This is a genomic window from Psychrosphaera haliotis, assembly GCF_039523615.1.
In the GTDB taxonomy this organism is placed as follows: domain Bacteria; phylum Pseudomonadota; class Gammaproteobacteria; order Enterobacterales; family Alteromonadaceae; genus Psychrosphaera; species Psychrosphaera haliotis.
Map to the genome: position 1 here is coordinate 768860 of NZ_BAAAFQ010000004.1, position 14352 is coordinate 783211.

At 40.3% G+C, this 14352-nt stretch carries 14 protein-coding genes; 4 read left to right on the plus strand and 10 right to left on the minus strand.

Annotation, left to right across the window (positions count from 1 at the left end; genetic code table 11):
• Window positions 1-39: 39 nt before the first annotated feature.
• Window positions 40-936 carry a protease HtpX gene (gene htpX / locus ABD009_RS06055; RefSeq protein ID WP_343823566.1) on the minus strand — a complete coding sequence of 299 codons (897 nt, stop codon included), beginning with the start codon at window positions 934-936 and terminating at the stop codon, window positions 40-42.
• A 150-nt stretch (window positions 937-1086) separates the two neighbouring features.
• Between htpX and ABD009_RS06060 the strand changes: the two genes are divergently transcribed.
• Together ABD009_RS06060 and ABD009_RS06065 are read left to right on the plus strand one after the other, a co-directional pair.
• Window positions 1087-1482 carry a universal stress protein gene (locus ABD009_RS06060; RefSeq protein ID WP_343823568.1) on the plus strand — a complete coding sequence of 132 codons (396 nt, stop codon included), beginning with the start codon at window positions 1087-1089 and terminating at the stop codon, window positions 1480-1482.
• Between the two features lie 187 nt (window positions 1483-1669).
• On the plus strand, window positions 1670-2845 hold the full coding sequence (locus ABD009_RS06065) for an iron-containing alcohol dehydrogenase (RefSeq protein ID WP_343823923.1): 1176 nt from the start codon (window positions 1670-1672) through the stop codon (window positions 2843-2845).
• 123 nt (window positions 2846-2968) lie between these two features.
• Here ABD009_RS06065 and ABD009_RS06070 read toward each other — a convergent pair whose 3' ends face one another.
• The 4 genes from ABD009_RS06070 to ABD009_RS06085 form a co-directional block, all read right to left on the minus strand.
• Window positions 2969-3649, minus strand: a complete 681-nt coding sequence (locus tag ABD009_RS06070; RefSeq protein ID WP_343823571.1) for a hypothetical protein — start codon at window positions 3647-3649, stop codon at window positions 2969-2971.
• A 418-nt stretch (window positions 3650-4067) separates the two neighbouring features.
• A complete protein-coding gene (locus tag ABD009_RS06075; protein WP_343823575.1) occupies window positions 4068-5636 on the minus strand; it encodes an FMN-binding glutamate synthase family protein in 1569 nt (522 codons plus the stop codon).
• 5 nt (window positions 5637-5641) lie between these two features.
• The gene (locus ABD009_RS06080) at window positions 5642-6184 is read right to left on the minus strand and encodes a C40 family peptidase (RefSeq protein ID WP_343823577.1); all 543 of its coding nucleotides are present in this window, start codon (window positions 6182-6184) and stop codon (window positions 5642-5644) included.
• Window positions 6185-6386: 202 nt separating this feature from the next.
• Window positions 6387-6803 (minus strand): MarR family winged helix-turn-helix transcriptional regulator, encoded by a 417-nt coding sequence (locus ABD009_RS06085; RefSeq protein ID WP_343823579.1) that lies wholly within the window; start codon window positions 6801-6803, stop codon window positions 6387-6389.
• Window positions 6804-7004: 201 nt separating this feature from the next.
• On the opposite strand from ABD009_RS06085, the gene ABD009_RS06090 reads away from it, so the two are divergent.
• On the plus strand, window positions 7005-7730 hold the full coding sequence (locus ABD009_RS06090; RefSeq protein ID WP_343823582.1) for a siderophore-interacting protein: 726 nt from the start codon (window positions 7005-7007) through the stop codon (window positions 7728-7730).
• Between the two features lie 29 nt (window positions 7731-7759).
• Here ABD009_RS06090 and ABD009_RS06095 read toward each other — a convergent pair whose 3' ends face one another.
• Both ABD009_RS06095 and ABD009_RS06100 read right to left on the minus strand, forming a co-directional pair.
• Complete coding sequence (locus tag ABD009_RS06095; protein WP_343823584.1) at window positions 7760-8293, minus strand: DUF7010 family protein; 534 nt, start codon at window positions 8291-8293, stop codon at window positions 7760-7762.
• 63 nt (window positions 8294-8356) lie between these two features.
• Window positions 8357-9715, minus strand: a complete 1359-nt coding sequence (locus ABD009_RS06100) for an outer membrane protein assembly factor BamB family protein (RefSeq protein ID WP_343823586.1) — start codon at window positions 9713-9715, stop codon at window positions 8357-8359.
• A gap of 134 nt (window positions 9716-9849) precedes the next feature.
• On the opposite strand from ABD009_RS06100, the gene ABD009_RS06105 reads away from it, so the two are divergent.
• Window positions 9850-10653: a hypothetical protein gene (locus tag ABD009_RS06105; protein ID WP_343823588.1), complete on the plus strand. Its 804-nt coding sequence runs from the start codon at window positions 9850-9852 to the stop codon at window positions 10651-10653.
• 22 nt (window positions 10654-10675) lie between these two features.
• On the opposite strand, the gene ABD009_RS06110 is transcribed toward ABD009_RS06105, so the two are convergent.
• The 3 genes from ABD009_RS06110 to cdd form a co-directional block, all read right to left on the minus strand.
• On the minus strand, window positions 10676-12454 hold the full coding sequence (locus ABD009_RS06110) for a class I SAM-dependent methyltransferase (RefSeq protein ID WP_343823590.1): 1779 nt from the start codon (window positions 12452-12454) through the stop codon (window positions 10676-10678).
• A 41-nt stretch (window positions 12455-12495) separates the two neighbouring features.
• The gene (locus tag ABD009_RS06115; RefSeq protein WP_343823592.1) at window positions 12496-13314 is read right to left on the minus strand and encodes a hypothetical protein; all 819 of its coding nucleotides are present in this window, start codon (window positions 13312-13314) and stop codon (window positions 12496-12498) included.
• Window positions 13315-13407: 93 nt separating this feature from the next.
• On the minus strand, window positions 13408-14352 hold the full coding sequence (gene cdd, locus ABD009_RS06120; RefSeq protein ID WP_343823594.1) for a cytidine deaminase: 945 nt from the start codon (window positions 14350-14352) through the stop codon (window positions 13408-13410).

The following is a 14352-nucleotide window of genomic DNA, read 5'->3' on the forward strand; positions in this document are numbered from 1 at the left end:
CAAACAATTAAAACCGCGTAACGTTATGACACGTTATGACTAATCTACCCTTCTAGCGCCATGTTCTTTTAGTGCTTGAATGCGCTTTTCAAGTGGTGGATGACTCGAAAAAAGAGCGTGTATTCGACCAGCATTAATCGCAAATGCGGCAATTTCATCAGGTACTTTTGCTTCTGCAACTTTGTTTCCCATTTGTAGCTTTTCTAGCGCCGCAATCATTTTATGTTTACCCACAATGGAGGCTGCGCCAGCGTCGGCCCTGAACTCTCGGTATCGAGAAAACCACATCGTAATGATCATCGCCAACACACCTAAAATAAGCTCAGCTACAATCGATACAATCCAAAATGCTGGGCCATGTCCGCGTTCAACTTTAAACACAACGCGGTCAACAAAATGACCTATCACTCGTGACAAAAACACCACAAAAGTATTCATTACGCCTTGCAATAGTGTCATTGTCACCATATCGCCATTAGCTACATGGCTAACTTCATGGGCAAGCACCGCTTCAACCTCATCTTGTGTCATATGCTCTAGCAAGCCTTGGCTAACTGCGACTAACGCATTATTGCGATTCCAACCTGTGGCAAACGCATTTGGGCTTCTGCTAGGAAAAATACCCACTTCTGGCATGCCAATATTCATTTGTTTTGCTTGGCGCTCAACGGTGCTAATTAACCATCGCTCTTGTTGCGACTGTGGGCTTTTAATCAACTCTACTCGCATAGAGCGTTTTGCCATCGGCTTTGAAATTAACAAAGAGATAATTGAGCCAGAAAAGCCCAATACGGCAGCGTAAACTAATAGCGCCTGCAAATTTAAGTCAACGCCATTTTCAGCTAAAAGCCCTTCTAAACCAAGTAGCCTAAACGTGATACCTAGCAACGCTAAAATAGCAATGTTTGATATGATGAACAGTCCGATACGAAACATGATTAATTCCTACAATATGTAATTTTAAAGTAATGACGATTTGTTTGATCTGGAACATATTACTTGTACACATAATATTCAATACAATCTTTACATCACTCTGTCTTTTCACTATCGTTTAATCAGATTAATAACTATTCAGAGAGTCTTATGTATCAAAAGATTGTATGTGCCATTGAAGCGAGTGACGAAGGTAAATTAGTGTTAGAGAAAGCGTGTGGGTTAGCTAAAGCATACAACGCAAAACTCTATGTTGCTCATGTTATTCCATACTCAATACTTCCTAAAGATTATCAAAAAACTCTCGAAGAGGAAGCTGCACCATTGATCGACAAGATTACGGAATCATTTGGTATATCTCAGAAAAAAGTGTCTATTAACGTAGGTAAACCTTACGAGCAAATTTGTTTAGTTGCAGATAAAAAAGAAGCAGACCTAATTGTCATTGGCACTCACTCTAAAAAAGGAATTCAAGCCCTAATAGGCTCAACAGCAAACGGTGTTGTTAACTATGCAAAATGCGACGTCTTTTTAGTTAAGATTTAGTGTAGCTAAGCTAGATTGAGGCGCCACGTCAATTGTGGCGCAGTTAATTTTTGAACCTCTCTTTGTTTATAATAATGAGCTGTATTTATTTTTTTGTACCTTTACGTATAAAAAGGTTTAAATTAAAAACTTCATCCCCATCTACCGGTAACCAATTTCTTTCTCCTTCAATTAAAAAGGAAACATGATGCTTAATTTTACATTTAAGAACCAAACTGAAATTTTATTCGGCAAAGGTCAAATATCTGAAGTACCCGCTAGATTACCCGCTAACGCAAAAGTACTATTTTTATATGGCGGCGGTTCTATTAAAAAGAACGGCATTTATGACCAAGTAGTTAACGCTCTTAAAGATGCAGAAGTTTTTGAATTTAGTGGTGTTGAGCCAAACCCATCTTATGAAACCTTAATTAAGGCAGTAGATGTTGCTCGCACTAACGAGGTTAACTTTATTTTAGCCGTAGGCGGCGGAAGTGTTATCGATGGCGCAAAATTTGTAGCGGCAGCGCATAACTTTGATGGTGAACCTTGGGATATTTTAGCGAAAGGTGCAAAATTCGAAAACCCTCTACCAATAGGTGCAGTGCTTACTCTTCCGGCAACAGGCTCTGAAAGCAACGGTAACTCTGTTGTTACTAAAAAAGAGACTTCGCAAAAATTAGCGTTCGCATCAGAAACCGTTCAACCACAGTTTGCTCTATTAGACCCTGAGTTCACGTTCTCATTACCACCTAGACAAATCAGCAATGGTGCAGTTGATGCCTTTGTTCATGTTATTGAGCAGTATTTAACGTACCCAGTAAATGCACCGCTGCAAGACCGTTTTGCTGAAGGCATTTTACAAACTCTTATTGTTGAAGGTCCTAAAGCCCTTGAAAACCCTGAAGACTATGACGTTCGAGCAAATGTAATGTGGTCGGCAACAATGGCACTAAATGGTCTAATTGGTAAAGGTGTTCCTCAAGATTGGGCAACTCACATGATTGGTCATGAGCTAACGGCTATTTATGGCCTTGATCATGCTCAAACACTGGCGATTGTTTTACCTTCACTAATGAAGGTTCAAGCAGAATCTAAAAAAGAGAAAATTGCACAACTTGGTCAACGAGTATTTGGTTTAGCTGGCGCCGGTGGTGTTGGCAGCGAACATATTATTGATGACACAATTCAAGCGGTTGTTAACTTCTTTGAAGATATGGGTGTTGAAACCAAAATGTCTGACTATGACTTAAATGGAGACTCTACAGAGGTAGCAATAGACAAGCTAATTGCTAACTTAGAGAAAAACGGCATGACGGCTATTGGCGAACACGGTGACATTGACCCAGCCAAAGCTAGAAAAATACTAGAGCTTAGTGTTTAAGCTGAATATTTAAGAAAACTGTGTAGCTCTCTTCTATACAGTTAGTCAGAATTGCTATTAGCAATTTTCCATCAAAAAAGGCGCCTAGTGCGCCTTTTTTGTTATCTATTTTTGATTTGGATATTAAGCAGTTTTACTTCTTCGCTTTACTCTTAACAACCCAAATAAGGCAACTGACAGAAGCATTAAGTTTGAAGGTTCAGAAACACTAGCTGCAGAACCTGATGGTGCGTTTACCGGTGGGTTTGTCACCAATACGTTTTGATAATCAGGATTGTCTCTAACTAATAGTGACGCATGAGAACCAACGCCAGAGTCTTTATCACGCTTAAAAGCGATGTTAGAAGACGGTCTAAAGTAACCACCTAAGTGACCATATCCAAACTGTCGAGGTTGACCAAGATCAAAACCAGTACTGTCTACAAAAGCTACTGCGTAATAAGACGTTTCCGTCGCACCGTTCACTGTTTCAATTTTAGAATACGTTGAACCTAAAAAGCCTATAAGAGAAGCAAAGCCATCATACTGACGTCCTGAAAAATAATTATCTGGCTCAAAACCCAAATGGTTTTCTACCAATACGTCAAACTCAAGGCTAGTTGCAAAGCGCCAACCTGTTAAAGAACCATTTAACAATGAAGCTTCAACATCGTTGTAACTTAATCTTTTTGTGAAGCTCAAGTCCAACCAGTCTAAACCCGATATATCATCAGTTGTGAAGTCGTCATTGTCTATTAGACCTGCTTTTGCAAACGCCGGAGACAACAGTAAAACAAGAGCAAGTAGAGACGATATTATTTTCATTATAGCTACCTTTAAATTTGCAACTTTATCCATAAATTTGTTTAACGTTTAATCCAGAACTTTAGTCAAATAAGTTAAAGCTACAGATTTAAAAGCTAGATTACCTACTAAATTAAAAATTGTAAATTTTTATTACAAAAAAAGTATAAAATTCAAACAGGTGAAAAACTTTGGTTTTACGAAGACAGCCTCATTGTTGGTACTTTTTACAACTACTGATTATGTTCCTATTGCCAAAAGAGTTAATTACATGGCTTTAAGTTCAGCACCTCTAGGTCAATATCACAAGTTACATAATACTGATCAAACACAAACCAGCGTTAATCGATTTAAAGCTAAATAACTTAGCAAGTTGTTCCGTTAGTATAAATTTTAAGGCGCCTAGTGCGCCTTTTTGTTTCCAATTTAAATTCTTCGTTTACCACGCATTAGCATTTGCTCGGTGCCAATCCGTTTGCAGCTCTACAGGACAAGACCCTTCTTCAACCAAACAATCTTTAGCATATTCAGGATATATTTTGTCGTAAGTAGTCACTGTATTTGCGCTGATGCGTCGGTTAATATGGCTTCGGTTTAACTCTGTCATCTCTTTTAAGCCGCAAGCGCCTAATAACTCCAATAAATTATGAATGGTGGCTTTGTGGAAATTAAAAACCCGATCGCCTTTTAAGTCGCTATCAAGCCATTTGTATCGTGCAGGGTTTTGTGTGGCGATCCCCGTAGGACATTGATCGTTGTTGCAACTTCTTGCCTGAATACAGCCAAGTGCCAGCATCATTCCTCGAGCTGAATTCACAGTATCTGCACCTAAAGCCATAATTTTGGCAATGTGAAAGGCTGAAAAGATCTTCGCAGAGGCAATGATCCTGACTTTATCTCTAACACCAACACCTACCAATGCATTATTCACAAAAACTACAGCTTCGGTCAGTGGCATACCTACCGAATTAGTGAACTCAACAGGCGCCGCCCCGGTGCCACCCTCTGAGCCATCAACAGTAATAAAGTCCGGTGTAATCCCAGTTTCTAACATCGCCTTACAAATAGATAAAAACTCGTGAGGTATGCCAATACATAACTTAAAACCAACCGGTTTACCGCCAGATAACTCACGTAATTGTTCTACAAAATTTAACAAACCAACTGGCGAATCAAAGGCCGAATGAGCCGCTGGAGAAACAACATCAGCTCCCATAGGCACACTTCTAATTTCTGCAATTTCAGCCGTAAGCTTTTGCGCAGGTAAAATGCCACCATGTCCCGGTTTAGCCCCTTGCGATAGCTTAATTTCTATCATTTTAACCACTTCTAAACGTGATTTTTTTCCAAACTCATCGGCATCAAAACCGCCTTCTGACGTTCGGCAACCAAAGTAACCAGTGCCTATTTGCCAAATAACATCAGCACCATGTTTCAAATGATACGGACTTAAACCACCTTCACCAGTATTGTGCGCAAACCCGCCGGCTTTTGCGCCTTTGTTCAAAGCAATAATGGCATTTTTACTCAAGGCACCATAACTCATCGCGGAAATATTAAGGGGAGAAGCTAGGTAAGGCTGCGCGCAGTCAGGTCCTCCAAACTTAATTCTAGGGTGTTTGTTTTCCATGTGAACCGGATTTAATGAGTGACTAATCCATTCGTATCCCGTTTTATAGACATCAAACTGAGTGCCAAAAGGACGAGTATCTGACTCTTGTTTTGCACGTTGATAAACTAACTCTCGGTATTCACGATTAATGGGTCTGCCGCTAATATTGGTTTCAACAAAGTATTGCTGAATTTCAGGGCGAATTGATTCCATAAAATAGCGCATGTGACCCAACAACGGATAATTCCGTAATAGCGTATGTTTGCGCTGAGTTATATCGACAATAGCAATGACAAACAGCAGACCTAGCATGGCACACAACCACCACAACTCTAGATATACCGCGCCACTAATAAGGATGCCTAAAAACAATAAAACCGTTATCCGTGTACTCATTAAAACTACCCTTTTCTATTGTGTTGCAAAGCCTTTGAAGCTATAACGCCACTGGCAATACCTGCTACCGTGACACTTAAAATCTCTAACCAAGAAGCGTCTTTTTTTAACAGCGCCGTGCCTACGCCACCAATAAGGCCAGACGTTATTCCGGCATAAACCTGACTAGACCTTAATCCCAATCCCGTAACTAGGTTGATAAAATGCTGACAGTTTCGTTCGGTGACCGAATAATCCCATTTACCAATATGGCTGCGCGCTAATTCAAGACTTTTAGGAATAGGCCACAGAGACTTGTGTAAAGCTTTGTAGGTATTTGCGCATTGAATAACTTCATGGGCGGGCTCTTCACATACAGTACCGGTGCGCTCTGTAGCGGAAATCAGCATGTAAATGCCCTGCTCACAACGCCTATCGGATACTAGTGACCAATGCTGATAATCGATAGGTCCAAAACTAAAATCACTTACTAAAATATCGCCTGGTACTAATGCGGTGTAGTCAAATACGGCGCACTTTTCGGCTTCTGTTAACGTTAATAATCCCATGCATAGTTGTCCTTAAATAAGTCCGGTTAAATCCTTTTCATTTACAATGACTACCAATAGCATAAATTTTAAACAGGTGGCAATTAAATAACTAATAACTAATAACTAATAACTAATAACTAATAACTAGCTAGTTGTTTGTTAGCATTAACATCAACTCGTTGGTTAATTGTTACCTGCTTTTCAACTAACATCACCTCAACTAACCGCTTATATTGCTGCGTAGTTTGTTCGCCACCTCAATAAATTGTTCTATTTGCTCCGAATCAACGCCTTGCACCATGTTATTAAAAGTTTGACGTTCCAATACTTTAAACTTGCTCATAATGTCTTCGCCCTGCTGCGATAAAGATAAAAGCTGACTGCGCTTATCATTTGGATCATCAGACTTAATAACCAACTCCTGATTTACCAACTCTTTTATTAATCTATTAATTTGAGCTTTGTCTCGACCTAAAAAATCCGCTAACTTTTGGCCATTACAACCGTCTATTTTTGATATTACTTTTAAAGACTTAAAATGCATAGGCGACAAGTCTAGGTTCAGTTGCTTCACCTGTTGACCAATATTAAACCTTACCGAATGCATTAACTTAAATAGCGCTTCGCTGAGATCCATAACTTCTCCGTTTTAATTTTATAGCTGGATTATTTATCTGGACTTTCTAGCCGACGTTTTAGTTGGAAATTTAGCCGACATTCTAACCAACAATTAGTTGACAATATCAACCAATACAAATATAGTAGACTTTATCAACCTAATTGAAACAACTTTAATGCAAAACAACGTTTAAAGCAATAAAACCTAACGGAGAACAATATGGGACCTACAATGAGAATGACACAAGTAACGTCAGTAACTAAATTGTCGCCGCATATGACACGGATTGTTTTAGGCGGAAACGACTTAAAAGACTTCCCAACCGACAAAAACAGCGCGCATGTAAAAGCTATTTTTCCAAATCCAAAAGCAACCGACGGCAAGCCTAAACTTGGCATGTACATAGGCTTTAAAAAGTGGATGCGGTCTTACACCATTCGTGATTTTAACGCAGAACGCTTTGAACTGACCCTCGACTTTGCCGTCCATGATCACAAAGGTTTGGCAAGCAACTGGGCTGAAAACGCAAAAGTTGGTGATTATCTAGGAATAGCTGGGCCTGGCGAAACCAAACACACAAACTTAAATGCAAAAGATCATTTGTTTATTGGCGATCTCACTGCACTGCCAGCCATCGCTGCAACCTTAGAAGACTTGCCAACAAATGCTATTGGTAGCGCCTGGATTCAAGTGCCAACGTCGTCGGATATTCAACAAATCCAAGCACCTTCTGGTATTGCATTAAATTGGATAGTGACATCAGACAAGCTTACGCCAGAGTTTGGCCAAGCACTCGCCACGCAACGTAAAGACTTAAGCGAAACCGCTATTTTTATTGCTGCAGAAGCTAGCGTAGTCAAAGCATTGAAGTCACAATTAAACGACAACCATGATTACAACAAAAAGAACTTATATGCGAGCGCCTACTGGAATCAAAAGCGCTAGGGTGAATTCAGGCAAAGCATCGACTTTGATTAGTCTTTTGCTTTTGCCTGCTTTAAAAGTAATACCGCAAACACAACTTCTGTTATTCCGCCTATAAATGCACCATAAATAAACTGTGCTCGCAGCAATATACACAACATACCGGCGAACATCAGTAAGCCGCCTAGTGCCCAATACAGTTTGTTTCCATATAGGGTTTGGAATGCTAAATACCTTACACCAATGGCCAATAGCATAATTGGAAAGAACCAAATCAAGCTGAGCTTCGCCACATAAAAAGCCAAAAACAAACCCACAAAAAGAATTATTGTACTCTCTAACGCCAACTTCCCAAGCGGGTTGTCTGTGTCATGGGCACCTGAGCGGTTCAGCTTTTTTGCGATTAACACAGACATAGGGTGTATTATCATACCGCCAAAAAAAAGCGCTAACATACTGAACTGCGCAGAATGGAAAACACCGACAAGTCCAGCGGTAATCCAAACTAAGCCTGAAATTAATACGCCTGGAGCACCGCCAAAATAAGCGCTATCCATATTTTTTTGTGCGTCAGAAAACTGCATTTAACTTCCTTTTATTTATATTCATGACCTACTTAAGAACATGATTTGTTTAGGCTATAAAGTTTACTTAGCCACACCGGTATTTTGATTATCACGATGGATTTTAGCCCATGTGTTTGTCATTAAGCCGGTGCTGTCAGTTTGAATAGCAAACACTTTACCCGTTGCACCCGACGACGATAAGTCAGCTTCAGACAAGCCACCAATATACAAAATACCAGAGCTGTCGATAACTGGAGATGACCATGTGACATTCACTTTTAGGTCATATTGCCACGCTAATGTTCCGGTTGGGGTGTAGGCATAAAGCAAATCAGTTTCTGATGCAAAGTAGATATTACCGTTGTCGCCAATAGTTGGTGAAACGTATACATCACCTGGGATAGACACTTTCCATTTTACACTTTGGTCATTCATGTCTAGTGCATAAAACTCACTGTTTTCGTTGCTCTTGGTGCCAAAGTATAAGGTTTCTCTTGATTCATCAATCGCTACCGACGAGCGAATATGCGGCGCTTCAATTACGTTAGGCGTTGTTAATCTAAAGTCCCATAACAATTCTAGGTTGTCATTAAACGCATATAAAATCCCAGCTTCAGAGCCTAGATAAACATTGCTGTTTGAGTCAACGGCAGGCGAAGACAATACTAAATCCCCCTGAAAAGTAGCAATATCATCAAACTCACCGGAGACTTCATAGGTGGTTAAGTTTAACTTAAGTAATCTACCTTCATCGTAATAAACTAGCTCACCGTTGTTATTTAGCGCACCGTTTACAAAACGATCTTGGCGGCCACTACAGTTACATAAACGTTCAAAAAGTTTATCGCCCGAATCCGCATTAAAAACTAAAACATCCAAACCCGTGTAAATAATTTGATCACCCGTTGCCACCACTTTAGTCAAACCAGAACCAGTTTGGCTTCCGTATTCAGATACACGTTTTCGCCAAATTTCATTTCCCGCACTGCTTAGCGCCACTAGGTCACGATAGCTTTTATTAAATTCGGCGGTACGCTTATCAACAGTAAAGTAGATATTGCCTTTATGCACCACTGGACTCGAGCGAACTTCTTCAGCATTAGGTAAGGTGTACTGCCATTTAACATTGCCATTTCGGTCATACGCAGCCATAACGTCGTTACCCGCTGATGCATTTCTAACATTTTTTGCAGTGCCTACATAAATTGTTTGCTCGTCTGCGCTTAACGCAGGAGAAGAATAATAGGCAAAACTAGTCGTTGGCAGAGCAGCACCCCAAACTAGTCGAGAACTTGAGCCGCCAGAACCGCCACTGTTTGAGCCGCCGCCTGAACTGCCACCAGACTCACTGCCAGAACTTGACGAGTCACCACCGCCACCACAGGCCGCTACCACAGAGCTAAAAAGTAGCACTTGCGCTAATTTGAGATAATTGTTCATTGGGGTGTATCCTTACGTTAGTATTCTTGGGCTTGTATTTATAATGCGCCACTTTAGTTTATTATTTGCACAAAGTATTGTATTAATTAAAATTTAAACCGCCACAAAAACTTAGTTTTGTGAAAAGGAACCCCATGAAGAGTTTGTTTGTTAGTTTGATGTGTTTTGCACTTTTGTCGCCTTCGGTATTAGCCGACGAAAAACCAATAAAGCTGACAACAGGTTTGTGGGAAGGAATTAGCGACCAAGTTGGAATGAATTATAATATCTTAGATGTGAAAGATGACGGCCAGCACGCGTTTTATATTGCGAAGATGGCAAGTGCGATGCGTTATATAAAACGAATACCTTTTACTAACAGCGATATTACTTGTACATCAGCAGAGTGTACCTTAAGCCTTAACGACCCTCGTAAAACCAATGAAAAATATAAAATCATAATATCCCCTCACCTTACTAATTCATTTAAAGTACTGAGCATTATTAGCGTAGATGAAAAGCCAACACTCACAGAAACATATCAATTAGATAAGAAAGAAGGTAACTCCACCACGCGCGAATTTATGAAGCGATACGGACCAACCATTCAAGCCTTGGACAAATATACTCAAAAGGGTTTGTACGGTTTTTGGGTTGGGACTTACAACGACGGAACTCAAAAGCAAATGGTGGTATTAAACGCCCAACCAAACCAGCGTTCAGAGTTTGTATTTATGCTAAACGGCGGTTCTAATGCCACTATCGAAACGTATTTTAAAGACAGTGACATTGCCACTTCTAATACCTTCACGCGCATTTCAACAAGCCACAAAACTTTTGCAAACCAAATTATATTGCATCAACAAAACAAGAATATAATAATCGGCCACATGTATTCGTATCACAAGGGACAAGTACTGCAAACGGCCACGTTTGAGTTATATCGGGTGAAGCGTTAGTTTGTGGAGGTAAGCTTAAACCTTACCACTCTCGCAACTGTTGCATTTCTTTTAATCGGCTTCTTTGCATCACTAGTGCTTCAAATAAGTCATCGATTGATGTGTTATCCGAGTCTAATCCAGGTAAGGCTATATTAGCTTCCGCAAAAAAGCGTTGCTCTTCGGTTTTATTGTCATCAAGCCAAGCGTTTTTCCACCAGCTTTGAATTCTATCTTTCGAGGCCTTTAATTTTTGTTCCGTTGGTAAACGATCTCGCTTCTCACTATTAACCTTACTGTCACTCGGCACTAGGTTCCACAAGTCATTATTCGGCCACCTTGAAAAAGGCATGCTATGGTCAATATCAAACTTTTGTCTTATTTCTTTTGCTGACCATACACATTCAACTTTATTTTCACGTTTTAAAACGTCAACACGCTGGCGAACTTCTATTGTAGTTCGTTTAGGCTCTAACCATTCTAATGCTTTGAAAAGCTGATATTGAGCCGCAGGTTGAGAGTATTCTTTATTGCCTTTGTAACTGGCCATTGTTTTTACCCATTCACTAACAAGAACAGGCTCAATCCAGCAAGCATAACGATTGAATGCTAACCAAGTGGATTCTGGCATTGAAAACTCGCCCCATTGTTCAAGAGACGGTAAATCAAGAAACAAGCTATCTTTAGCTTTTACAGCTTTGCTTTCCACTTCAAATACAGGTGTTGAAGTATTAGGAAAGGTAATATACTTACAAGGCATATTCTTTATATTTTGTAAGGCCGCCGACAAAGTTTTAAACAGAGCTTGTGCATCTTCTCCTGTGAATAAGTTTCCTATCCGGTAGTCAGATGCGAGTCTGTGAGTTAATTTATGCCAGCCATCAGCTTTCATAAAACCCATATTGGGGCTTTTAGCTGGCGTTTGAAAAAGCCCATGTAAATCTATTAAGTCTTTGTATTGGTGACACCAATACAAAGCAACTAAACCAGCGGGTAATATGACTCGATCACCATCAGACGATGACTCTCTTCGTAATACAGCGCCTGAATGACCGTCTGCGATTCTCAACAAAACACGCATTAACGCCAGTTTATGAGTCGCTGACTTTCCGTCATTAATCGCGACATGACGAATAAATGGAAAAGCTCCCGTACCATCATCTGGCATTCCCAAAACCACGGTTTGCCAGCTCACATGTCCACGGCCTAGTTGATCTTTGTCTAGTTCGGTTTCAAGTTTTACAAACAAGCCATGTTCACTGGCGAGCCTTTTTAGTTCGTCGGCGCTGACATCAAACATATTGCGGTTTTTTCGTTCTTCGTCAGTATGACCATGGCGCAAAGAGATCACTAGTTGGCCGCCAGGCTTTAGTAAATTGGTGAGTTTTCTGAAAGCGCGAGCGCGGTCACTCGGTGGTATGTGCATCCACACGGCGCTCAGTAAAATAAGATCGAAGCTGATTTCGAGTTTGGTAGTGTTTTCCAATGCCGGCAATGTATCTTGCAACCATTTAACGCCTAGGCCTTTAGTAGTTTGTTCGCCCCATTTAGCTAACTCTTTGGCAGGTTCAATAGCAAACACCTGGCCTTTACTTTCACTAGAGTCACTAATGTTTTTACTATCATGAATGGTCTGCAATTGCTTGGCAAAATACTTGGCGTCTCGGCCAGAGCCACCGCCTACATCAAGAATTCGCGCATTTGGTTTATTAAGTGTGGCAGGTAACAAATGAATCCAATTTTGATGCACTTGTTCAAAGCTCTTGCTTAAATACTGCGCTGAGACTTCCTGTGCATTCAAATTATAAAACTCGTTACTCATAACTTCCCTTAGTTACCATGACCAACTTTATATTTACCAAGCTATTCTGCTTGATTAGAACCTTGCTCATCAACAGCTAGCTCTGCGCGCTCTTCTGGCATTTGATTAGTTACCCATTCAAAAGACTTTGACAATATACATAACTCAATTACTGCGCCCACTAAAGATACAAGTGCAATTAATAATTCATACCCTAACGGGGTTAAAGCTGAACCTTCTAATACTGAAAGGAGTGTTGTAAATATTGTAGTTAAAGCCATTGGTACAAGGAAAACCACAAAGTACAGTGGCAATGCATATGGTTTGGTGGCCGCCCAAGAAGTATTAAAGTTAAAGTAACGCCCAACTGCTGCACCTGGCAAAATAAAGCTGATTCTTGAAAACACGTAACCAAACACAAATATTCCTGCCCAAACCAGCACATTAAAGCCTAAGTATTCGGTTGTTGGTAATTCAATACTTGCAATATTTGTCACCAATGCCCCTAAACCAACGGCTAAAATAGTACCCACTATAAGTGCAAAAGTTAGTTTTAGGCCGGCCACAAAAAAGTCTGCTTCAGACTTTCCCCAACGGAACGTTGATAATTGCGTTACTTCATCTTTCGGACACAAAAATATTCGATGGCAAGCCACACCAGCTAATACACTGGCGGCCGTCATAAGTATGAATGAAAAGAAATTTAAAAAGCCGTTTTCGTTAGTTACCGATAAGACGGTAATTAACATAGACACTAATAAATATGGCCAGCCCAAACGTAAAATTAGGGCTGCATTTTCAAAAGGTAAACGGAAACTATTTTTTAGTATTTGAAAAACAGGCAGTGACTTTACTGCGTTGTCATTAGTATGAGTATTCATAACATCCTTGTTTTTGTGCTATTAGATATTGCTGTTAAATGCTGCCGTTAAATTGCTAAAACGGCAAATACTCACTGGACTATAAACAAATTTTTATGCTTTTTCACCTAACAAATGAACAAATTCAATACCTTGAGGCAAGCTCGTTAACACGTTTTTTGTAGCACCTAGTTGGTTAGCTTGGCCTTTTACTTCCGCTAAAGTAATGCGTTTAATTGGGTGTTTGTTTGGGTTTAAACCGTGCAGAGCCATTAAACTTAAAGCACTTTGCAGTGGCGACAAGCTTGGATTGTAAGCGCAGTTTTCAGCATATCGGCCAATAAACTTCGTTCCGCCATCGCATTCAATCATTACCGCACTTGGGTTTTGAGTGTAAGGCGCATACGACGAATTTACGGCGCGCAGTAGGTCTTTATCAATTGCGTCAAAAACAATACCGTTACTAATGTTATCAAACAGCATCACATTGCTGCCTAATACTTCTGGCGAAAACGGGTCTGGCAATAAGTCATCTAAGCTGACGTCTTTACCTGCAATGTTCATTGGCATTAAACGCGCGTCTCTGACTTCATTAATAAACTGTCGGCAAAATCCACAAGGTGCAGCGTTTATGATCATCGCGGTAATTTTTGATTCGCCATGATGCCAAGCGTTGTTTATTGCGGCTTGTTCTGCGTGTACGGTTAAGTTTAGTGCCTGGCCTGCAAATTCTAAATTCGCCCCAAAATAAAGGTTCGCTACAGCTTCTTGACTAAGGTGGTTTTGGCTAGTCTGGCTTTGGCTAAAATCGTTTTGCTTGAGTTCGCCTTGGGCAATGGCCCCTGCGTGAAATTTGGAAATAGGCGCGATAGCAAAAAATTCACAAACCGGTAACAGCAGCTTTTTTATTTGCTCAAAAGAAACAGCATGTTGTTGCATTAACGATACAACTTGATGGGATTTTAATACACCGCCTTGAATGGCGATCATTTCGTGAAGGTCTTGTAACTCACATTGGCTTAGTGAGTTTTTTTGGTCTGTTGCGTTGCAATGATTCAT